A 21,508-nucleotide genomic window follows, 5' to 3' on the forward strand; every position below is an offset into this window, starting at 1 on the left:
TGATTTATTTGCAGTTTGAGTATTAAAGCTTACTCTAGACTCAAACTTTTAATCTGTTTATGTCTACCTTCATATTGTGCCTTTTATTCTTTAACGTCGAACCTAGAGTAATCTTCCAACGTCTTTTCTAATGGTAGCTGAGTAACTGATTGCCCAGCTCCTTCAGCTGAAACGGGTGTATCATCTAGTTTAATCCAGTATCGAATGCCGGCATTTATAAATTGAAGAGCATGCTCGGTATAATTAGGATCAATTTGTTTGAGGCGATAATCAAAATAAAACTTATGAGTATGTAATGTGTGTATCCGTTGTTCACCATTGACCTCTGTGGTTGTTAAAAGGTCTAGTTCTCGGTCATTGTAAAGATTACAATCAGCTTGTGGAGAAGGGTCAAATTCTTCCGGGTCACAATACCCTTCTGTACCATAGTATCGTCTTATAGAAAGTATTCCGCTTTCATTAAGCTGCCATAAAATAGATAAAGATGAAATGGATACGATACCCTCATTATCTTCGTACGAATTATTTTGGGTGCCCGTACCATCTTCATTTAAATCTAACCAGAAAAGCGTATTTGGGTCACCTAACACCCCCCAATCTAAAGCATAAATTCCTGGTATACTATCTAAGGTCCATGTAGTCGTTCTTTTTAAGTGGTAATCAGTACTGGCGGCTGTATACCCATTGTTTTCTTCCTTAACTAATACTGACGCTAAAAGTGTGTTGTTATTTGAAATATCCAATAAGCTAGTTTCGATATAGCCTTCTGAGTACGTGATTAAAAGTTTACCTGAATCATCAATAGACCATGTTGCTTGCGTTTCTTCGAATGTAGTCATACCGTCAAAACCAGTGTTGGGGTAGTTTAATGTAACGCTGCCTCCAATATCAGAGTCTCCTGAAAACACAGCGTAAGCATAAGATGATTGTGCGTCTGTATTGCTTAACTCACTTAAACCTTCGGGTATAGTAATCGTATTATGAAAGTAGGGTAAACTAAGGGCGTATTCGGTCCCCATTTCCAGTTGTCCTACAGAGCTTTTAACGGCAGAACTTTTCATTATTATCTTTTGGATTGGTATATCAGTTTCTGTATAAGACTCGAATTCTCCTTCTGGAAATTCAAATAACCAAGTAGAGTTAGTACTAATTAACACTGTATCCGTTAATTCTACTAATATGTTTATGTTCTTGGAAATAATAGAGGAATACACTTCAGTGTAACCTATCTCATCATTTATATAGGTAGTACTAGAATAGGTTTCGGGCTCAATATAGGTAATTGTATAGCCAGTTTCAGTTAGCTCCCAGGTTAGCTCAGTTTCACCAGAACCAGTATCGCTCCGCTCGTAGAATATTTCTTTGCCAGTATGATCATCGTTAAGGACAAGTTGCTGACCCTGACTAGTACTACTCGACATAACGAAAAAATAATAGGTGTCTACTACATTGGATTCATTAATACTGGAATCAATTAGTGAATCATCTTCTAAAATTAAGCTTTGTGCTGCAGCATATTCTTCTGAGTAGCTTTCCTCAATGTAACTTATATAGGTAGTAATCGTATCTTGATCCTTTAATAACGCAAAGGTGTCAGTAACTGTATCCGGTAAGGTTAAGTCTGGGTTTTCCGAAGCGTAATCAATTACTAACTTAATTGCAGTTGCAAAAGGCAAGATTAAGTTACCGTCTAAATTAGTTTGTGCGGCTTCAAGTGCTTCTAAAGTGAAGATTTCACCGTCGACTGCCAATTCCAAAGAGGCAGCAACAGCGGTACTTACATTGGTAATGTTAGTATTAAATAGCTCATCACTGGTTAGCGTCGCATCATTCCCTGCTCCCTCTAAAATGGATGATAATATGCCAAAGTATGAAACGAGTTTTATGATGCTATTTACTTCACTACCAGTTGCCGTAGCTTTTACTATGCTATCTATGTATGAGTCATCGACACTTACATCAATTGAGTACGCACCGTTTTCATCTGCCTGAGTAGTGAAGCTTTGCTCGCCAACTTCAAGCAAGACATTTGCATTGGCGATAGGGCCATCAGTGACTACACCAGCAATGGTGACATCAAGCATCTTGGCTGTAATATTTACGGTTGTATTGGTAGATGCTGTTAAGCCTTCGTTGTCAGTAACTGTTATTTGAAATCCAAGTGTTTGGTCTTCAGTTACCTCAGGTGCTGTAAAGGATGCAGAGGCCGAACTAGCGTCGTCTAATGTCACTGAGTCACCGGATGTCTGCGTCCACTCATAGGTTTGTATACTGCCGTCAGTATCGGAAGCCGTTGCCGAAAGCGTTACGAGGGAGCTTTCTTCTGCAGATTGGTTGTCAGCAGATACGGTTGGAGCAACAAAGGCAATGACGCTTACGGTTACATCAGCAGAGGCTGTTAAACCGCCATCATCTGTTACTGTGATTTGAAACCCAAGAATTTGGTTATTTGTTATCTCTGGTGCAGTAAAGGTAGCAGATGCGGTGTTGGCGTTATTCAAAGTTACTGAGTCACCAGATGTTTGAATCCACTCATAATTTTGTATAGTGCCATCTGTATCAGTAGCAGTAGAAGATAGCGTTACTTCTGATGTTTCAACTGCAGAAACATTACTCACACTAATAGTGGGAGCTATATTATTAATCACGGGACTTTTAGGAGAGTCTCCAGAATCATTGCCACACCCAGTAAATATAAATATTACTGAGCTGAGTTTAAGTATCAAATTGAATTTTTGTGGGAGTGTAAATATGTTCTTAAGTGCTCTTGTTTTTGTAAAAGTGTTTGGCGAGAGTCTGTATTCCATGGTGGTACCTTTTTTGTCCAATGATTGGCCTATGTTAAATATCGTCTTAACCCTTTAGTGTGCGCTGGCTTATAGAAATATATTTTTATGCATCAAGGGTTAAATGATTGAGAACTTATCAATAGGTGTTTGTGAGTTTGTTTCTAAACATACTCATAACAAGGAAGTGTTTTTAACTTAAAAAGACTCTCATACTTTTATGAAATTACTAAAAAAATATGAGTTAGAGGGGCTAGGGCGTCAAATGTGGCTGAGCAATATTAAATTGGGCTAATCATCCATGGGTTTTACTGTTACAACTCTACTCATCACTTCCCCATCAATAAAGCGGCTTGTAATTTCATCACCCGATTGTAATTCTGCAGCACTTTTTACTATTTGACTCTGTTTAAAGTTAATACTATAGCCCCGCGATAGAGTCGCTAAAGGGCTTACAGTTTCTAATATATGACTATTGTTGGATAGTAGCTGTCGTTTTGTTTTTAAAAGTGCCTGGCAGCTCTTACTTAAATTTGCTCTTAATTCAATAAGGCGTGTTAAATGAGTTTGAATTTGTTTAGCAGGCGATAACAGCCTAAGACGTTCATTGATATGCTGGTGGCGTTGTTTAGTTTGAATAATATTTTGTTCAAACACTTGCTGTAACCTGCTTTGGAGTTGGTCTACAAATTGATTTTTTTGTTCGAGCTGTTTTTGTGGATGATTTTGAAGCAAAGCCTTAATGGCTATTTGTTGACGATGTTTCTGCACTTGATATTGTTTTTCAAAGCCTTTAACAAGTTGATTATTAAGAGATGTTATTTTTTCAAATAGAGCTGATTGATCTTCACTAATCAATTCAGCTGCTGCTGACGGTGTAGCCGCTCTTAGGTCTGCGACAAAATCAGCAATACTAACATCTACTTCATGGCCAACTGCACTGACTACAGGTAATTTAGATGCAAATATTACTCGTGCTAACTCTTCATCATTAAAACACCATAAATCTTCTAGTGAACCTCCACCTCGGCCAACAATTAATACATCTACTTCTTGCCTATGGTTTGCAGCTTCAATGGCTGTACAAATATTGCCAACAGCAGAACTACCTTGTACTTGAGTAGGGTAGATTATTACTTGTATTGAAGGGTTTCGCCGCTGCAATACTGTTAGTATGTCGTGTAAGGCAGCGCCAGTTGCTGATGTAACTACTCCAACTGATTTAACTACTTTGGGTAATACTTGTTTAGCTTCATGAGCGAATAGGCCTTGTTGAGACAATTTAACCTTTAGTTGTTCAAACTGTTGTTTTAATTGGCCTTCCCCCTCTGGTTCTATATGTTCTACAATAAGTTGGTAGTCGCCTCTAGGTTCATATAACCCAATGTTGGCTCTTACCAATATTTTATCACCTTCTTTAGGTTTTTGGTGTACTCGTTTATTCGAGCCTTTAAACATCGCTGCTTTTACTTGGCTTCTACTGTCTTTTAAAGTGAAATACCAGTGTCCAGAGCTTGCGGCAACAAAGTTAGATATTTCCGCAGATAACCAGATTTTCCCTATTTCATTTTCTAAAACAGTGCGGGCTAAACGATTTAAATGACTAACAGTTAGTATAGTTTTCGAAGTGGGTTGAGACTGAAACATGGATCACAAAATTCACAACTGAATGAATACCTATTAGTGTACCAGATCTGTCTCAGAGGACATATTGTTAATTCTACTTAGCTTGTGGCTGTAAAGTGTTAATTATCTATTGTTTTCAGTGATAATCTTCTAGACGAAACAATGTAAAGCCGCTAGAATTGCGCCGCAATTAAAACCCTATTTAAAGGTGATGTTGCATGTTACGGATCGCTAAAGAGGCGCTAACGTTTGATGACGTTTTATTGGTGCCTGGCCACTCTACAGTTTTACCCCATACCGCTGATCTTAAAACTAGATTAACTCGCGGTGTTAGTTTAAATATCCCTCTCATATCAGCTGCAATGGACACAGTGTCTGAAGCTCGTTTGGCTATCGCTCTTGCGCAAGAAGGCGGTATTGGTTTTATTCATAAGAATATGGCTCCAGAACAACAAGCAGAGCATGTACGTACTGTTAAAAAATACGAAAGTGGAGTTGTGTCAGACCCTGTTACTGTTCTACCTACCGCTACAATTGGTGAAATTAACGCACTATGTAAACAACATGGGTTTTCAGGGTTTCCTGTAGTTGATGAAGATAATAATCTAATTGGTATTGTTACTGGTCGAGATTTACGTTTTGAAAACAATCTAGAACAGCCAATTTCTAGTGTCATGACTAAAAAGGACGATTTGGTAACTGTAAAAGAAGGCGCGCCTTCTGAGCAAGTTCTTGATTTAATGCATCAATCTCGTATTGAAAAAATTCTAGTTGTGGATGGTGCCTTTAAGCTAAAAGGTATGATTACCGTTAAAGATTTTCAAAAAGCAGAGAGTAAACCTAATGCTTGTAAAGATGAATTAGGGCGTTTGCGTGTTGGCGCTGCTGTTAGTGTTGGCCCCGGTACGGATGAGCGTATTCAATTACTGATTGAAGCTGGTGTGGATGTGCTGTTAATTGATACTTCACATGGGCATTCTCAAGGTGTAATTGATCGTGTTAAAAAGGTACGTACCGATTATCCAAATGTACAGTTAATTGCGGGTAATGTTGCTACCGGAGAAGGTGCTAAAGCCCTGGCCGATGCTGGCGTTGATGGTGTTAAAGTTGGAATTGGTCCTGGTTCAATTTGTACTACCCGTATCGTAACTGGTTGTGGAGTACCACAAATTACAGCTGTCTCTGATGCAGTCGAAGCATTGAAAGATACCGGCGTTCCTGTTATTGCTGATGGTGGTATTCGTTTTTCTGGTGATATTGCAAAAGCATTAGTTGCTGGAGCAAGTAGTGTGATGGTAGGGAGTATGTTGGCGGGTACTGAAGAAGCGCCAGGTGAAGTCGAGCTTTATCAAGGTCGCTATTATAAGTCTTACCGTGGCATGGGCTCATTAGGTGCTATGGATCAAAATAATGGTTCGTCAGATCGCTACTTCCAAGACTCTAAAAGTGCAGAAAAGTTAGTGCCAGAAGGTATTGAGGGTCGTGTCGCTTATAAAGGGCCAATTGCAAATATTATACATCAACAAATGGGCGGACTTCGTTCTGCTATGGGCTTGACAGGATCAGCAACTATAGAAGAACTACGCACTAAACCCCAATTTGTAAAAGTGACAGCTGCAGGAATGGGGGAGTCACATGTACATGATGTGAGTATCACCAAAGAAGCGCCTAATTACCGTTTAGGTTAAGTTTTAGTTTATGCCAATCAGCGCCTGACAAAAAGTGTAGGGCGTTCACATTTCATTTTTAATAAAAGAGTAAACAGATGAGTTTAGATATCCATGACCAACGTATTTTGATCTTAGATTTTGGATCTCAATATACGCAATTGATTGCCCGTCGAGTAAGAGAAATTGGCGTTTATTGTGAACTTTGGGCATGGGACGTTAGCGAAGAACAGATAAAAGAGTTTAACCCTAACGGAATTATCTTATCTGGAGGCCCTGAATCTGTGCATGCAGATAACTCACCTCGTGCACCTGAATATGTTTTCAATGCCGGCGTACCTGTATTAGGTATTTGTTATGGTATGCAAACTATGGCAGAACAATTAGGTGGTAAAGTTCAAAGTTCTAATTTAAAGGAGTTTGGTTATGCTCAGGTTGAAGTCATTGGTGAAATGGCGTTATTTAAAAATATTGAAGATCATTTATCTGATGACGGTAACTCCTTACTTGACGTATGGATGAGCCATGGAGATAAAGTAAGCGAAGCTCCAGCTGGTTTTGTAACAACGGCGAAAACAGATTCTTGCCCATTTGCAGCTTTCGTAAATGAAGATAAAAAATTCTATGGTATTCAATTTCATCCAGAAGTTACCCATACTCGTCAAGGGCAACGAATGTTGTCGCAGTTTGTTTTAGATATATGCGGCTGTGAAAAGCTTTGGACTCCGGCAGCTATTATTGAAGATGCCGTAGCTAAAATGAAAAAGCAAGTTGGTGATGATCAAGTGATTTTAGGTTTGTCTGGAGGAGTGGACTCCTCTGTTGTGGCAATGTTACTGCATCGTGCTATAGGAAAAAACTTAACCTGTGTCTTTGTTGATAACGGCTTACTCCGGTTAAATGAAGGTCAGCAAGTGATGGATATGTTTGGAGACCATTTTGGTTTAAATATCCGTAAAATTGAGGCAGAAGATAGGTTTCTCGAAGCCCTTGCTGATGAAGGTGAGCCAGAAGCTAAACGTAAGATTATTGGTCGTATTTTTGTTGAAGTGTTCGATGAAGAGTCTAAAAAGTTAGTGGATGCCAAGTGGTTAGCACAAGGTACTATTTACCCTGATGTAATCGAGTCTGCGGCTTCTGCAACAGGTAAAGCACATGTCATTAAGTCTCACCATAATGTAGGTGGTTTACCAGATGATATGAAGATGGGGCTAGTAGAGCCATTACGTGAATTGTTTAAAGACGAAGTGCGTAAAATTGGTTTAGAGCTAGGCCTACCCTATGACATGCTTTATCGCCATCCATTCCCTGGACCTGGTTTAGGTGTACGAGTGTTAGGCGAAGTGAAGAAGGAGTACTGTGATTTATTACGCAGAGCTGATGCAATTTTCATTGATGAGCTGCATGAAGCTGATTTATATCAAAAAGTTAGCCAGGCCTTTACTGTGTTCTTACCCGTTAAATCTGTTGGTGTCATGGGGGATGCTCGAAAATATGATTGGGTTGTATCATTACGAGCGGTAGAGACTATAGACTTTATGACGGCCCATTGGGCTCATCTACCTTATGACTTTTTAGGGAAAGTATCTAACAGGATCATTAATGAAATAGATGGTATTTCAAGAGTTGTATATGACATTTCTGGTAAGCCACCGGCCACGATAGAATGGGAATAAGTAGGTAAAAGAGCTCAATGAGTGAAATAAAAATAAGACCAGCTGTTAAAGCTGAACTCCCAATTTTGCAAGAGTTTGAGCAAGGCATAATTGCAACAGAACGACCTTTTAATGAGTGCCTTAAACCTAAAGGCATTCATTATTATGATATTGGTGCACTTATAGAGAGTGATAATTCAATTGTAATGGTTGCCGAGGTCGAAGGAATCATTGTTGGCTCAGGCTATGCGCGCATTCGTGACTCCAAGCCACATTTAATCCATGATCAGCACGTTTATTTGGGTTTTATGTACGTAATTGAGTCTCATCGAGGACAGGGCGTTAATCAACTTATTATGCAAGCACTTATTCAGTGGGGTAAAAACTTAGGTTTTGAGGATTTCTATCTAGAAGCCTATGCTGAAAATATCCCTGCATTAACCGCCTACGAAAAAATGGGTTTTACGCCGTCTTTAATAGAAATGAAACTTTCCTAACTTAAACCGAGTAAATACTCTATGGCGCTGAAGCCAACTATATATAAATTTAATATTTCAATTTCTGACTTTAATCATGATTTTTATGATGCAGTCAACCTTACTATTGCCTTACATCCTTCAGAAACCCATGAGCGAATGATGGCTAGAGTGTTAGCCTATTGCTTAAATATGTATAAAGACTCCGCTAGTTTAATGACGTTTACCAAAGGTTTAAGTGCAATTGAAGAGCCTGATATTTGGGTAAAGGAGCTTGATGACCAAATATCATGTTGGATAGATGTTGGTGAACCCAGTTTTGACAGGGTAAAGAAGAGCTGTCGTTTAGCTAAGCAGTGTTATATTTATAGCTTTAACAGTAAGTCTGCAGTTTGGTGGAAACAGGTGCAGTCACAGTTTCAGACTCTACCAATCACTGTCGTTTCTTTTGATTGGGGGGCCATTCAAAACCTCAGTCAAAAACTATCTAGGACTATGGAACTTTCAGTCTCAATAAATGATAGCTCAGCTTTTTTTGCAACTGAAGAAACTCAACATGAAGTAACTTGGACTGTTTTGCAGGATACTCCAAACAGCTAATTTAGAATGAAACGTAAATTAACCAACAGGTAATCGCTTGTTTTAAGTAGGAATTAACATCCCCAATGCTAGAAAAATTCGACTCAATACGTCCATTTGATGACGCCGATTTAGCAATTGAATTACCTAAGCTATTCAATACCCCGGACTTTATAGCTAGTTTAGTGGCCTTCAAGTTTGCGTCATGGCCAAGATTCACTTGGCCGCTTTTAGCACGGATAACCCGTTTTTATATAAATAGGCAAGCCAAAAAGATTGACACATTAAGTGGGTTTCAAAGTCTAATTGGTCCTTACATGGATAAAATGATAGCCACTACGACGGATTCAGTAACTATTTCTGGGTTAGATGAGCTCGATGTCTCTAAGCCTTGTTTATTTGTTAGTAATCATAGAGACATTGCTTTGGATCCTGCGCTCATAAATTGGGCGTTACATGTACATGGCCAAGATACCGTAAGAATCGCAGTGGGTGATAATCTACTTAAAAAACCTTGGGTTGCAGATTTGATCCGTTTGAATAAGTGTTTTATTGTAAAGCGTCAAGCTACCGACAGGCGAGAAAAGTTAAAGGCGGCTAAATTATTAAGTGAATATATCGAATTTACGCTACATTCTGAGCTGCAACATGTTTGGATTGCGCAGCGGGAAGGTCGCGCTAAAGATGGAAATGACTTAACCAATCCAGCTATTATTTCTATGCTGTCACTTAACAAACCCAAGGCGAAAACGTTTTCTGAGTATGTGAATGAATTACGGATAGTCCCAGTATCTATTTCATATGAATTTGATCCCTGTGACGTTAGTAAAGCTAGAGAGTTGGATCAGTTAGAGAAAAACGGTTGTTACGACAAGCCTGATAACGAAGATGTACAAAGCATTGTGAATGGTATTACAGGTAAGAAAGGTAGGGTACATCTACACTTTTCTGAAGTGTTATTCGGTGAATATGAAAATGCTAAAGGTGTAGCGGCATATCTAGATAAAGTGATCTTGGATAATTACAAGCCATTTGCTACGGGGCTTGTGGCCGCGAGTATGCTTGGTAATACTGATATTGACTTAACAGATAATCATTATAAAATGGCGAAGCAGTACTTAAAAGAAAGGTTACAACACCTCAACGAGGCTGAGAGTTTAAAATTATTAAATATGTATGCTACGGCGTATAAAAAGCAGCTTAGTTGATACTTGAAAGAACTAAGCGGGAACTGTCTGTAACCCACTCAGTTTACATAACTATTATGCTACTTTGTCCTTCTTTAAATCATCAAACTGACGATTTAGATCATACTTTTCATCGGTGACAATTTTTTCAAGTGTTTCTATACGTTCACGCATTGTAGCCATTTCTTGCAGTAGTTCATTTGTTATCTGAGCTTGCCTAACATTAGTTTTATCTTTTTTCTTACCCTTAGGTCCGTTGACTAGTTCAACGATAGCCCAACATACGAGTGCGACTATCAAAATTGCGGTTAAATTCATATTCTATTCCCCTTCTTCTTGTCTCGGATTGTAAAAAGTTTATGCTTATACTCTTAACAAAGCAAATTATCGACCAGGTTTATAATATGTTATTTATCAATCGGTTAGAGGTTTATAAACAACGGTAGCTATAAATTAATGGCTAAGATACTAATTTAATGATGAAACTAACTAAATATTAATGAAAAAGATAACTGAATTCATGAACATTGAAGAAGATACAAAATGGATGCGCCATGCTTTAACGCTTGCTAACAATGCGCAGTCACAAGGTGAAATCCCCGTCGGAGCGGTTCTGGTACAAGAAGGCAATATTATTGGGCAGGGATGGAATCAATCTATTACTTTACATGACCCTTCGGCTCATGCGGAAATGATGGCTATTCGGGAAGCTGGGCAAACTCTTAAAAATTATAGGTTAATAAACAGTACTTTATACGTGACACTTGAACCTTGTTCAATGTGTGCTGGAGTGTTGGTACATAGTCGAATACAAAGAGTGGTCTATGGCGCAAGTGACTTTAAAACAGGTGCAGCGGGTAGCATCATGAACTTGCTAAATGATGAACGATTGAATCACCAGATAGAAGTAACAAAGGGAGTGTTGGGTGATGAGTGTGGTGCAATGTTATCTGATTTCTTTCGAACAAGAAGAGCAGAGAAAAAGAAATTGAAACAAAAGTGAAAACTCGCCATTATCGATTAATGATATTGAGTCAACTCATCAACGGTTTCTAATATTTGAAAGTGTTGTCTACGAAGCGTTACTTTTTGTTGCACGCGCTTCAATAATTGCCGTCTTCTACTGTTGCTAGCTAATTTGTGTCTACCCTGCATGGAATTACGTTTTTTCATGATTTCCTTCTGTTCAATTATGAGCGTTTCGTTTGTTTTAGTCGCCAATAGCCTTTTTTAGTTCAACTATATTGACTTCTAACTTATAGATAACCTAAAGGATGAATGTTACGAAAATGTGACATCTTTAGCAGGCAATGTAATATAATTCCAGTATATTAAGTTCAAAGTTTTGAGTTATCAGTGTCTTTAGTCTTATAGGGTAGTGCTATGTCAAGTTTGGTTGTACGTAATAAGTTTATAGGGTTGTGTTGTGCTTTAGTCATGACTGCTTGTGGCGGTTCAGATTCTGGTGGAGTCAATAGCCAAGAAGTGATAGTGACGCCTGAACCTGAAGTGCCAGAGGAAAGTTCAGGCGAATGCGTTAATCAGCTTTATAACATTGCTTTAGCCACTGATGATGGGGGGGGAGACCCGTTATACTTACCTGAAAAAGCTATTGATAACCTTACTACTCCTGTGTCTAGATGGTCTTCTGAAGGGGCAGGGAAAGAGTTGTTATTAGATTTAGGTAGTGCCAATACTTTAGGTTCTTTAAAGATCAAATGGTATGAGGGGGCTGAGCGCCAAGCAAACTTTGAAGTCGAAACGTCTATAGACGGCGTTATTTGGGAGCCTGTACTCGAAGATGGAATCTCAAGTGGCAAGCATAGTGGGTTTGAGCAGGTAAACCTGATAGAAAGTGAAGCTCGTTATATTAAGATTGTAGTTTTAGGTAATTCTGAGAATGACTGGAACAGTATCGTTGAAGTTGAAGCTCACAGTTGTGAAGGGGCTGATGGTCAAATTGTCGCTGCTTTTCCAAATGAATTGGGCATTGAGCTTATTGACTGGTACCTAAGTGTACCGACTGATGATGATAATAGCGGGACTTCTGATTCAATATCTGAAACTAAATTAGCTGCAGGTTACACCAACTCTGAATATTTCTACGCCTCAGTAGACGGCGGAATAGTAATGCGCTCACCTAGTTATGGCTTTAAGACATCAACTAATACTAGTTATGTTCGGGTTGAACTTCGGGAAATGTTACGAAGAGGTAATAACTCATTCAGTACTAAAGGGGTGAATAAAAATAACTGGGTATTTGGCAGTGCTGCCAATTCAGTGCAGGCTGATGCAGGTGGTGTTGATGGTGAGTTAAATGTGACTTTAGCGGTTAACAATGTCACAACTACTGGAGAGGATTACCAAGTAGGTAGGTTGGTAATTGGACAGGTCCATGCCAATGATGATGAGCCTATTCGTCTGTATTATAGAAAATTACCCGGTAATGATAGAGGCTCAATTTATTTTGCTCATGAACCTCGAGTTATTGGTTCTGATGAAGTGTATGTAGAGATGATTGGCAGTAGAAGTAGCAGTGCCTCAAACCCCAGTGATGGTATCGCATTAGATGAGGTGTTTAGTTATAAAATTAATGTCGTTGCTAATTTGTTGACAGTCACTATTCACCGTGAAGGAAAAGAAGACATAGTCTCTAGTCTTGATATGAGTAATAGCTTATTCGATGCCGATGATCAGTATCATTATTTTAAAGTGGGTGTATATCACCTAAACAATTCAAGTAATGCTGATGAGTACGCTCAAGCAACTTTTTATGAAATTCGTAATAGCCATACAGGGTATGCCGACAGCGAATAATTTAAACTTTATTACAGAGCATTTAGTCTAACGCAGCGATAACCTCTGTCGATTCTATTTTGTCAGGAGTCGTTTCGACAGGTTCTGAGTTTTCTGGGGCCTGTTCTAATATTTGTGGTTGTTGTTCATCTAACCAAACAAGGGTGTCATAGTAGCGGCGAATATTATCTACATAAGCTACTGCTTCGTTACCTCTGGCATAGCCGTATTTTGTGGTTTTGTAATATCTTTTCTGTCTAAGTTGTAATAAACGTATCTTCACATCTACCCACATGTCTGGACTTGCACCTTGTCTTTGAGTTAATACTCTAGCGTCTTCAAGATGACCAAACCCAATATTGTATGCAGCCAAAGCAAACCATAAACGGTCTGGCGATGTTATTCGGTCGGGTATGCGTTTCAATATTTTTGCTAAATATGCTGCGCCTCCTTTGATACTTTGCTCTGGGTCAAGTCTTGATGCAATGCCTAACTCTCTTGCAGTTGCAAGCGTTAACATCATCATGCCTCGAACCCCTGTAACTGACTTTGCATTGGGGTGCCAATGACTCTCTTGGTAACTCATGGCTGCTAATAAACGCCAGTCTATATCTCTAGAATATTGCTGAAACCATGGTTGATAAGTTGGGAGTACATTTTTAGCTGACTTAATGAACTCACGGGTATCTACATAGTTAAATTGTCGTACATGACCAAAGTACTTGTCCTCAAGAGCTGCAAAAGTGCCATTGCTTTGAATTATTCCAAAGTATTCAATCATGGCAGCTAACAATGAATCATCGTTTTGTTTATTAACCGCCCAAGCGATATCGTGTTCTTCACTAACAGAAAAGCCAATAGCTAACTCCGGAAAGCGGCGACGCATCAAGGCTAAAATATTTGAATCTGCAACGGTGTAATCTAATGTATCTTTTAAGACCATTTCCATTAACTCTTCCATATCTCTTTCATCTGTCTCTTGCCATTTAAGGCTGGTATGTGACTCTTGTAATTTTCGTAAAGATTCATTGTGGCTACTGCCGGCGACAACCAATAGCTCGCCATTGATATCTTCAATTTTTCTAGGCCATACATCTCCTTGCTTAAATACCAACTTTTCAGTAACTCTTTGGTATCCGGGACCAAATCGAAAGTTATTAAAACGCTCTGGGCTTACAACTATGCCGGCAGCGATGACATCAATATGGGAGTTTTGTAATTGTGGAAAGAGTTCATTGAGATTGTAGTAAGGAAAAACTTCTAATTTTACACCGAGATAATCTGCAAAGCCTTCAGCTAATTCATATTCAAACCCCACGGGGCCTGTTGGGCCGTTATAGTAAGTTGTGAGCCCGTATGTCGTTCCAATTTTAAGTATGCCGGAGTCCAATATATTGGTTAAACTAGAAGACTGCTTAACGTCGTTACAACTGGTCATTGTAATTATCACTATTGATGCGATATAACGAAGGAAACGAATAATATAATCCTCAAAATGTTTTAAACTCTATTGTGTACAAATTTTTAGTATTCATCCAGTGCTTTGTTTTTTATAAAATAGAAGATGTTGCACTTATCAATCTGATAAAATTACCCTATAATTCGCGCCTTAAAATTCCTCTTTCATCGATTTGTCGCTAACCAATGTGGTGGCAAATTCCGCTACAAGGTATGACTCTATGTTAGTGCTTCGCGGTACACCTGCGTTATCCGATTTTCGTGTTGAGAAATATTTAGCTCAATTTGCTGACTATTCACTTCCTGTAACTAGTATTTATGCTGAATTCACTCACTTTGTAAGTGTTGATAGTGAATTATCAGACCTAGACAATGATGTCCTAGAAAAGTTGTTAACTTATGGACCTTCTATTCAAGAACATAAGCCTGAAGGATCCTTACTTCTGGTTATTCCAAGACCTGGTACAATTTCACCTTGGTCTTCAAAGTCTACGGATATTGCTCATAACTGTGGTTTAGCAAAAGTTAATCGGCTTGAGAGAGGAATTGCATATTATGTGCAATCTGACGAGTTAAATGACCAGCAATTAACATTACTTAAATCAGTTTTACATGACCGAATGACAGAGGTCGTTTTAGATGAATTCTCTGAAGCCGAGGCTTTGTTTATACAAAGTCAATTCGCTCCTTTAACGTCTGTGAAAATGTTAGAGAAAGGTAAAGCTGAGTTGCAGCGGGCTAATGTTGATCTTGGATTGGCCTTAGCTGATGATGAAGTCGATTATCTGTTTGAAAACTTTACTCGATTGGGCCGAAACCCTAATGACGTTGAGCTATATATGTTTGCTCAGGCTAATTCAGAGCACTGCCGCCATAAAATTTTCAATGCAGATTGGACTATAAATGGTGAGGTTCAACCTAAATCATTGTTTAAGATGATTAAAAACACCTTTGAGATGTGTGGAGAGAATGTCCACTCAGCTTATAAAGATAATGCAGCTGTAATGGAAGGTAGTTTTGCAGGTCGTTTCTTCCCAGATGCAGAAACCAAGGAATACACATACCATCATGAAGATATCGATATTCTCATGAAGGTTGAAACTCATAACCACCCAACGGCTATTGCACCATTTTCTGGTGCTGCCACTGGCTCTGGTGGTGAAATTCGTGATGAAGGGGCTACAGGTAGAGGTTCTAAACCTAAAGCGGGTTTAGTCGGATTTTCAGTATCAAACCTTAACATTCCAGACTTTTCTCAACCTTGGGAGTCACAATTCGGAAAGCCTTCAAGAATTGTTAGCGCTTACGATATTATGATGGATGGTCCGTTAGGAGGGGCAGCATTTAATAATGAATTTGGGCGTCCTAGTATTTTAGGGTATTTCCGAACTTACGAGCAAAAAGTGACCAGCTTTAATGGTGAAGAGGTTAGGGGATATCACAAACCCATTATGTTGGCTGGTGGCTTAGGTAACATTCGTAAGCAGCATATCCAAAAAGGTGAGATTACCGTTGGTGCAAAATTGATTGCTCTAGGTGGCCCAGCCATGAATATAGGATTAGGTGGCGGTGCTGCCTCTTCTATGGCATCAGGTCAATCAAGTGAAAATTTAGATTTTGCTTCAGTACAGAGGGGAAACCCAGAAATGGAACGCCGCTGTCAGGAAGTAATAGATAAATGTTGGCAAATGGGTGAGGATAACCCCATTCAATTTATTCATGATGTGGGGGCTGGGGGATTATCTAATGCTTTCCCTGAGCTTGTTAGTGATGCTGGCCGTGGTGGTAAATTTGAACTTCGTAATGTGCCCAATGATGAAGTGGGTATGTCCCCTCTTGAGGTTTGGTGTAATGAATCCCAAGAACGTTATGTTATGTCTGTTGCTCCCGAAAACTTAGCCATATTCGAAGCAATTTGTCGTCGTGAGCGCGCACCTTTCGCTGTTGTGGGAGAAGCAACAGTGGAAGAACACTTAACCTTAAGTGATAGTCATTTTGAGAATAACCCAATAGACATGCCATTAGATGTTCTGTTAGGAAAAACACCTAAAATGCATCGAGATGTAAATTCTAAAGAATTACATACTCAAGCTATAGATACATCAGTTATGGACTTATCAGAAGCTGCTGAACGTGTTCTAAATTTACCAACTGTTGCTGAAAAAACCTTTTTGATTACTATTGGTGACCGCTCGGTTACAGGCTTAGTTGCAAGAGATCAAATGGTGGGGCCATGGCAAGTACCAGTTGCTGATGTAGCGGTAACCGCGACTAGTTTTGACACCTATCAAGGTGAAGCTATGTCAATGGGTGAGCGAACTCCATTAGCTTTGATTAATTATGCTGCTTCTGCCCGTATGGCTGTGGGTGAGGCGTTAACTAACATTGCAGCTGCTGATATAGGTGACTTCAAACGGATAAATTTATCAGCAAACTGGATGGCCGCAGCTGGGCACCCTGGTGAAGATGCCGGTCTTTATGAGGCAGTTAAGGCTGTTGGTGAAGAATTATGCCCGGCACTGGGTATCACTATCCCAGTAGGTAAAGACTCAATGTCTATGAAAACCACATGGCAAGATGAAGGTTCAGAGAAGTCAGTTACCTCCCCATTATCTTTGGTTATTACGGCATTTGGTGCGGTACAAGATATCCGTAAAACCCTTACACCTCAGCTGAAAACCAATATTGATAACACAGAGTTATTATTGATAGATTTAGGCAAAGGTCAAAATCGATTAGGCGCATCTTGTCTTGCTCAAGTTTATGAGCAATTAGGTGATATCGCTCCTGATGTGGATTCTCCAGAGTTGTTAAAAGGCTTTTTCTTAGCGGTTCAAAAACTTGTAAATGAAAAATATTTATTGGCATACCACGACCGGTCTGATGGTGGTTTATTTACAACACTATCTGAAATGTCGTTTGCCGGAAAAGTAGGTGTAGATGTTTCTCTCGATGCGTTAACCGGGTCTCCTATTGAGCTGTTATTCAATGAGGAATTAGGCGCCGTAATACAGATTCGTTCTGAAAGTAAAGCGCATGTAATGACTATTTTTGAAGAGCATGGAATTGCGGATACTGTATTTGAGATTGGTACACTTAACACTACTGATAATATTAGTGTACGCGTTAATGAAAAAACGATTTTAGAAAATACTCGTGTTCATTATAGACAGTCTTGGGCTCAAACTACGTTACATATGCAAAAGCGCAGAGATAATCCACAATGTGCAGAGCAAGAGTTTTCCGCAAAAGCTGATGTCACAGATCCTGGCCTGCATGCTACTTTGAGTTTTGACACAACTGAAGACGTGGCAGCTCCATACATTGCTAAAGGCGTTGCTCCTAAAATAGCTATTTTACGGGAACAGGGAGTGAATTCTCATGTAGAAATGGCTGCGGCATTTGACAGGGCAGGATTTGCCGCCGTAGATGTTCATATGAGTGATATATTGTCTGGCAAGTATTCATTAGAAGAGTTTAAAGGATTGGTGGCTTGTGGAGGCTTTTCTTACGGTGACGTATTAGGAGCGGGAGAAGGTTGGGCGAAATCGATCTTGTTTAATAATCAAGCCCGTGATCAATTTGCAACGTTTTTTGAAAGGCCTGACTCCTTCTCTCTGGGAGTGTGCAATGGTTGTCAAATGTTGTCTAATCTCAAGTCGCTTATACCAGGCGCCGATTTGTGGCCTCACTTTGTAACTAATCAATCTGAACGTTTTGAAGCACGTGTCGCTATGCTAGAGGTCAAACAATCTAAATCAATTTTCTTTGATGGTATGCAGGGCTCTCGCATGCCAATTGCGGTTTCTCATGGTGAGGGGCGGGCAGAGTTTAGCTCAGAAGTAGGACCACTGGGCGCACTGGATGCCGCCGCAGTATCTCTTCAATATATCGATAACTATGGAAAGGTTACACAAAATTATCCTGCAAACCCAAATGGTTCACCTTTAGGCATAGCTGGGTTAACCAGTGCTGACGGGCGAGCAACCATAATGATGCCTCATCCTGAGCGAGTTTTTAGAAGTGTAGCTAATTCTTGGTATCCAAGTGAATGGCAAGAAGATGGTGCTTGGATGCGCATGTTTAGAAATGCCAGAGTATATCTAGGCTAGACAATTCAAATACAAACGTTATGTTGGTGACAGTTCATTTTGAATTGTCGCCGATATATTTTACCCCTATAGACGTTAGTATTATTATTTATAACTTTAATAGAATAAAACTCTTGTATATCAGATAAATAGTGATTAATATTTGTTCAGTTCTTGACAAGTTTAGAATTTTATTTTTGAACTAAATATAATTTTCCTAGTCTTACAACTTAAAGTAACAACAATAATAAGAGACGCATATGAATCGTTCAAATAAAGGGTTTGGTTTAACCAGTGTATTAGTTACTGTCATTTTTTTAATCGTTGCTGCAATTTTTAGTGCGTCAGCTAAATCTTCAACACTATCTCAAAGTACACATACTCCTGAGGTTTGCCAAGCTTTTGAGGACATGAAAAGCCAGAAGTGAATTATAATTTTTTGTTAGTTTTTGGATTGGTTTTATCTGCTGTAATATAATTCTCGGTTGTTAGTTTTTTGCTGTTGGTTCTTTTTTAGTAAAACATATACTGAGCTGTTCCCTCCATGTTTGGGTTGAGCGGTATGAAATGCTATGACTTCAGGCATTTGATACAGCCATTTATTGATATACGTTTTTAATAGCCCTTGAAAAGGCTTACTATGAAGCCCTAATCCATGTTTTATTAGGATTACACGCTCACCCTGAGAGTGACTGTGTAAAATAGTATTGAACACATCATGTCTCGCTTTTTCAAACTTAGTATTTTGCAAATTCAATACCGAGTTAATAGCATACTTTCCGAGTCTTAAGTTTTTGTAAACACCATTTTGTATGCCACTTTGCTTAAACATTATGTGGTCATAAGGATCTAAAGGCTGCAGCTCCTCAGTGCTTAGGTAATTTTTAGCCTGATTATAGTCTGCCTCAATCGCTTCTCGTTTTAATTGTTTCGCTAAGGTGAACTTTGTTTGTGAAGTTTGGAAGTGGTTGTCTTGTCTTAAAGGCGTGACGTCTCTGAATTCGTTTAAAAATTCGTTAGAATCATCTACTAAATTGTATGTACTTTTCATTTATTAACCATTCTAATTGATGAATTTCAGAACAAATTTAAGATTAAAATTAAAAAATTTCAATGTAAGATTTTTACTTCTAGATTTAAGAGATTTAAGAGATTTAAATTCTCTGAATTCTTAAATTTAGCTTAATATGCAACAACTAACTTGTTTTACGGACTTTGTGGAATTTTTATAATGGCAATACAAAAATTAATCTTAAGCTTATTTACTCTGTTAATGATTGTCGGATGTAATGAATCAGGAACAAAAAATAGCGCGCTTGGTGTTCAAGCAGAAAGAAAAAACAAGTCAGGTGAAATAGAAGTCGCATACCATAATACCCAGGACTATCATTCTTTTTCGAATCCTGATTCGGTTAAAGTTACTCATCTAAATTTAGATCTCAGTGTTGATTTTAAGCAAAAGACCTTATCAGGGCACGTGACTATAGATTTCCAAAAAATTACAACTGACGCTGATACCTTAATATTGGATACTCGTGATCTAGTTATTTCTAAGGTCATGGCACAGGGAAAAGACATCGCGTTTAGCTTGGCGAAACTAGACTCATTTCTAGGCGCCGCGCTCACAATTCAGCTGCCAACAGAAGCTGATAATGTGACGATTTTTTATAAAACCTCTCCTCAAGCTTCTGGTTTGCAATGGTTAACACCAGCACAAACAGCTGGCAAGACACACCCCTTTTTATTTACGCAGTCACAACCAATTCATGCTCGGAGTTTTATTCCACTACAGGACTCTCCAAAGGTTAGGGTGACGTATGAAGCAACCATCAGAACGCCAAAAGAGCTGTTAGCTGTTATGAGCGCAGCTAACGATCCTGATACTCTTCGTGACGGTCAATATCACTTTTCTATGCCGCAGGCTATACCTTCGTATTTGATTGCCTTAGCTGTTGGCGATTTACATTTTAAAGCAATGGGCGAGAGAACAGGTGTGTATTCTGAAATTGATATTTTAGATGCTGCAGCTGAAGAATTTGAAGATACTGAGTCTATGCTTATAGCGACAGAGAAAAACTTCGGTGCATATAGTTGGGACCGGTATGATCTTTTAATCTTGCCACCTTCGTTTCCTTTTGGTGGTATGGAAAATCCTAGGTTATCTTTTATCACCCCAACTGTTATTGCTGGTGATAAAAGTTTAGTGTCACTTATTGCGCATGAGTTAGCGCATTCTTGGTCTGGAAATACAGTAACAAATGCGACATGGCGTGACTTGTGGTTAAACGAAGGTTTTACCACTTACCTTACGTATCGAATAATGGAAATGGTGTATGGTGAAGAGCGATTTAATATGGAAGCCGTTTTAGGTCGTCAAGATCTTCAAGCTGATTTAGATGAGCTGAAACCAATGGATCAAATTTTAGCCATTGACTTAAACGGTCGTGATCCAGACGCTGTGTTTAGTAATATTCCCTATGAAAAGGGCGCATTATTTTTGCGAGAGTTAGAACACAAAGTAGGGCGTGCGAATTTTGATAAATTTTTATTAGGTTATTTTGAGGCATTTGCTTTTCAAAGTATTACAACAGGCGATTTTATTTATTATTTAGAAGGAACTCTCTTAAAAGAATACAGCGGTAAATTATCCAGAGAACGTATTGATGAGTGGATATTCAAACCCGGTGTGCCTAAGGGCGCACCCGTTCCTGAGTCTGATGCATTTGCAGTTGTAGATGAAGCTAGAAATAGCTGGTTGTCTGGTACGATTGACGCTAAAGAGATTGACAGTAAGCATTGGGTTGTCCATCAATGGTTGTATTTTTTAAACAATTTGCCTGAAAACCTAACTACAATGCAACTTGAAGAGTTAGATGACGCATTTGAATTAACAATTAGTAGAAATAATGAAATAGCCCACAGCTGGTTATTAATTTGTGTCAATAACTGGTACGAACCAGCATTTCCTAGGCTTAATGAATATTTAGTCTCAATTGGCCGCAACAAATTGATTAAGCCATTATATAGAGCGTTGGCATCAACTCCTGAGGGAAAAGTAATGGCTCAAAAAGCGTTTGCAAAGGCCAAAGATGGTTATCACCCTTTGACAGTTAAAGTGAATGAGAAATTTATTAAATAGGTAATGTAATTAAATTAACGTGGTGAAAATAAAAAGGCCAGTCAATTG

General features: G+C 38.9%; 16 protein-coding genes. 10 read left to right on the plus strand and 6 right to left on the minus strand.

The features are described from left to right. Positions 1-83 precede the first annotated feature (83 nt). On the minus strand, positions 84-2,807 hold the full coding sequence (locus ABJD71_RS10670; RefSeq protein ID WP_348168630.1) for a hypothetical protein: 2,724 nt from the start codon (positions 2,805-2,807) through the stop codon (positions 84-86). A 270-nt stretch (positions 2,808-3,077) separates the two neighbouring features. Next, positions 3,078-4,433, minus strand: coding sequence for an exodeoxyribonuclease VII large subunit (gene xseA / locus ABJD71_RS10675; protein WP_348168633.1), 1,356 nt, complete (start codon positions 4,431-4,433; stop codon positions 3,078-3,080). Between the two features lie 197 nt (positions 4,434-4,630). Between xseA and guaB the strand changes: the two genes are divergently transcribed. From guaB to ABJD71_RS10700, 5 genes are all read left to right on the plus strand, one after another. Continuing rightward, positions 4,631-6,100: an IMP dehydrogenase gene (gene guaB, locus ABJD71_RS10680; protein ID WP_348168636.1), complete on the plus strand. Its 1,470-nt coding sequence runs from the start codon at positions 4,631-4,633 to the stop codon at positions 6,098-6,100. Positions 6,101-6,177: 77 nt separating this feature from the next. Then, positions 6,178-7,755, plus strand: coding sequence for a glutamine-hydrolyzing GMP synthase (guaA, locus tag ABJD71_RS10685; protein ID WP_348168639.1), 1,578 nt, complete (start codon positions 6,178-6,180; stop codon positions 7,753-7,755). Between the two features lie 17 nt (positions 7,756-7,772). After that, complete coding sequence (locus ABJD71_RS10690) at positions 7,773-8,231, plus strand: GNAT family N-acetyltransferase (RefSeq protein WP_348168642.1); 459 nt, start codon at positions 7,773-7,775, stop codon at positions 8,229-8,231. Positions 8,232-8,252: 21 nt separating this feature from the next. After that, on the plus strand, positions 8,253-8,810 hold the full coding sequence (locus ABJD71_RS10695) for a YaeQ family protein (RefSeq protein WP_348168645.1): 558 nt from the start codon (positions 8,253-8,255) through the stop codon (positions 8,808-8,810). Positions 8,811-8,875: 65 nt separating this feature from the next. Further along, on the plus strand, positions 8,876-9,997 hold the full coding sequence (locus ABJD71_RS10700; RefSeq protein WP_348168648.1) for a 1-acyl-sn-glycerol-3-phosphate acyltransferase: 1,122 nt from the start codon (positions 8,876-8,878) through the stop codon (positions 9,995-9,997). Between the two features lie 54 nt (positions 9,998-10,051). Here the strand turns inward: ABJD71_RS10700 and ABJD71_RS10705 are convergent, their stop codons facing one another. After that, positions 10,052-10,294: a hypothetical protein gene (locus ABJD71_RS10705; RefSeq protein ID WP_348168651.1), complete on the minus strand. Its 243-nt coding sequence runs from the start codon at positions 10,292-10,294 to the stop codon at positions 10,052-10,054. Positions 10,295-10,496: 202 nt separating this feature from the next. Between ABJD71_RS10705 and tadA the strand changes: the two genes are divergently transcribed. Further along, a complete protein-coding gene (gene tadA, locus ABJD71_RS10710; protein ID WP_348168654.1) occupies positions 10,497-10,979 on the plus strand; it encodes a tRNA adenosine(34) deaminase TadA in 483 nt (160 codons plus the stop codon). Positions 10,980-10,996: 17 nt separating this feature from the next. On the opposite strand, the gene ABJD71_RS10715 is transcribed toward tadA, so the two are convergent. Next, positions 10,997-11,149 carry a hypothetical protein gene (locus tag ABJD71_RS10715; RefSeq protein WP_348168657.1) on the minus strand — a complete coding sequence of 51 codons (153 nt, stop codon included), beginning with the start codon at positions 11,147-11,149 and terminating at the stop codon, positions 10,997-10,999. Positions 11,150-11,359: 210 nt separating this feature from the next. On the opposite strand from ABJD71_RS10715, the gene ABJD71_RS10720 reads away from it, so the two are divergent. Beyond that, a complete protein-coding gene (locus ABJD71_RS10720) occupies positions 11,360-12,793 on the plus strand; it encodes a polysaccharide lyase family 7 protein (RefSeq protein WP_348168660.1) in 1,434 nt (477 codons plus the stop codon). 22 nt (positions 12,794-12,815) lie between these two features. Here the strand turns inward: ABJD71_RS10720 and mltF are convergent, their stop codons facing one another. Continuing rightward, complete coding sequence (mltF, locus tag ABJD71_RS10725) at positions 12,816-14,222, minus strand: membrane-bound lytic murein transglycosylase MltF (RefSeq protein ID WP_348168663.1); 1,407 nt, start codon at positions 14,220-14,222, stop codon at positions 12,816-12,818. Positions 14,223-14,451: 229 nt separating this feature from the next. Here mltF and purL point away from each other — a divergent pair, with 229 nt between their 5' ends. Both purL and ABJD71_RS10735 read left to right on the plus strand, forming a co-directional pair. Next, a complete protein-coding gene (purL, locus tag ABJD71_RS10730) occupies positions 14,452-18,342 on the plus strand; it encodes a phosphoribosylformylglycinamidine synthase (RefSeq protein WP_348168666.1) in 3,891 nt (1,296 codons plus the stop codon). Positions 18,343-18,581: 239 nt separating this feature from the next. Continuing rightward, complete coding sequence (locus ABJD71_RS10735; RefSeq protein WP_348168668.1) at positions 18,582-18,749, plus strand: hypothetical protein; 168 nt, start codon at positions 18,582-18,584, stop codon at positions 18,747-18,749. 32 nt (positions 18,750-18,781) lie between these two features. Here ABJD71_RS10735 and smrA read toward each other — a convergent pair whose 3' ends face one another. Beyond that, positions 18,782-19,372 (minus strand): DNA endonuclease SmrA, encoded by a 591-nt coding sequence (gene smrA / locus ABJD71_RS10740; RefSeq protein ID WP_348168671.1) that lies wholly within the window; start codon positions 19,370-19,372, stop codon positions 18,782-18,784. Between the two features lie 180 nt (positions 19,373-19,552). Here smrA and ABJD71_RS10745 point away from each other — a divergent pair, with 180 nt between their 5' ends. Further along, entirely contained in the window at positions 19,553-21,460 is a 1,908-nt protein-coding gene (locus ABJD71_RS10745) for a M1 family metallopeptidase (RefSeq protein WP_348168674.1), read from the plus strand. Positions 21,461-21,508: the final 48 nt, after the last annotated feature.

It is taken from the genome of Paraglaciecola sp., assembly GCF_039943935.1.
GTDB lineage: Bacteria > Pseudomonadota > Gammaproteobacteria > Enterobacterales > Alteromonadaceae > Paraglaciecola.

What these genes read in the sequence shown, in the direction of transcription:
- ABJD71_RS10670 (WP_348168630.1), bottom strand. Translation starts at nt 2,807, where the DNA reads ATGGAATACAGACTCTCGCCAAACACTTTTACAAAAACAAGAGCACTT.
- xseA (WP_348168633.1), bottom strand. Translation starts at nt 4,433, where the DNA reads ATGTTTCAGTCTCAACCCACTTCGAAAACTATACTAACTGTTAGTCAT.
- guaB (WP_348168636.1), top strand. Translation starts at nt 4,631, where the DNA reads ATGTTACGGATCGCTAAAGAGGCGCTAACGTTTGATGACGTTTTATTG.
- guaA (WP_348168639.1), top strand. Translation starts at nt 6,178, where the DNA reads ATGAGTTTAGATATCCATGACCAACGTATTTTGATCTTAGATTTTGGA.
- ABJD71_RS10690 (WP_348168642.1), top strand. Translation starts at nt 7,773, where the DNA reads ATGAGTGAAATAAAAATAAGACCAGCTGTTAAAGCTGAACTCCCAATT.
- ABJD71_RS10695 (WP_348168645.1), top strand. Translation starts at nt 8,253, where the DNA reads ATGGCGCTGAAGCCAACTATATATAAATTTAATATTTCAATTTCTGAC.
- ABJD71_RS10700 (WP_348168648.1), top strand. Translation starts at nt 8,876, where the DNA reads ATGCTAGAAAAATTCGACTCAATACGTCCATTTGATGACGCCGATTTA.
- ABJD71_RS10705 (WP_348168651.1), bottom strand. Translation starts at nt 10,294, where the DNA reads ATGAATTTAACCGCAATTTTGATAGTCGCACTCGTATGTTGGGCTATC.
- tadA (WP_348168654.1), top strand. Translation starts at nt 10,497, where the DNA reads ATGAACATTGAAGAAGATACAAAATGGATGCGCCATGCTTTAACGCTT.
- ABJD71_RS10715 (WP_348168657.1), bottom strand. Translation starts at nt 11,149, where the DNA reads ATGAAAAAACGTAATTCCATGCAGGGTAGACACAAATTAGCTAGCAAC.
- ABJD71_RS10720 (WP_348168660.1), top strand. Translation starts at nt 11,360, where the DNA reads ATGTCAAGTTTGGTTGTACGTAATAAGTTTATAGGGTTGTGTTGTGCT.
- purL (WP_348168666.1), top strand. Translation starts at nt 14,452, where the DNA reads ATGTTAGTGCTTCGCGGTACACCTGCGTTATCCGATTTTCGTGTTGAG.
- ABJD71_RS10735 (WP_348168668.1), top strand. Translation starts at nt 18,582, where the DNA reads ATGAATCGTTCAAATAAAGGGTTTGGTTTAACCAGTGTATTAGTTACT.
- smrA (WP_348168671.1), bottom strand. Translation starts at nt 19,372, where the DNA reads ATGAAAAGTACATACAATTTAGTAGATGATTCTAACGAATTTTTAAAC.
- ABJD71_RS10745 (WP_348168674.1), top strand. Translation starts at nt 19,553, where the DNA reads ATGGCAATACAAAAATTAATCTTAAGCTTATTTACTCTGTTAATGATT.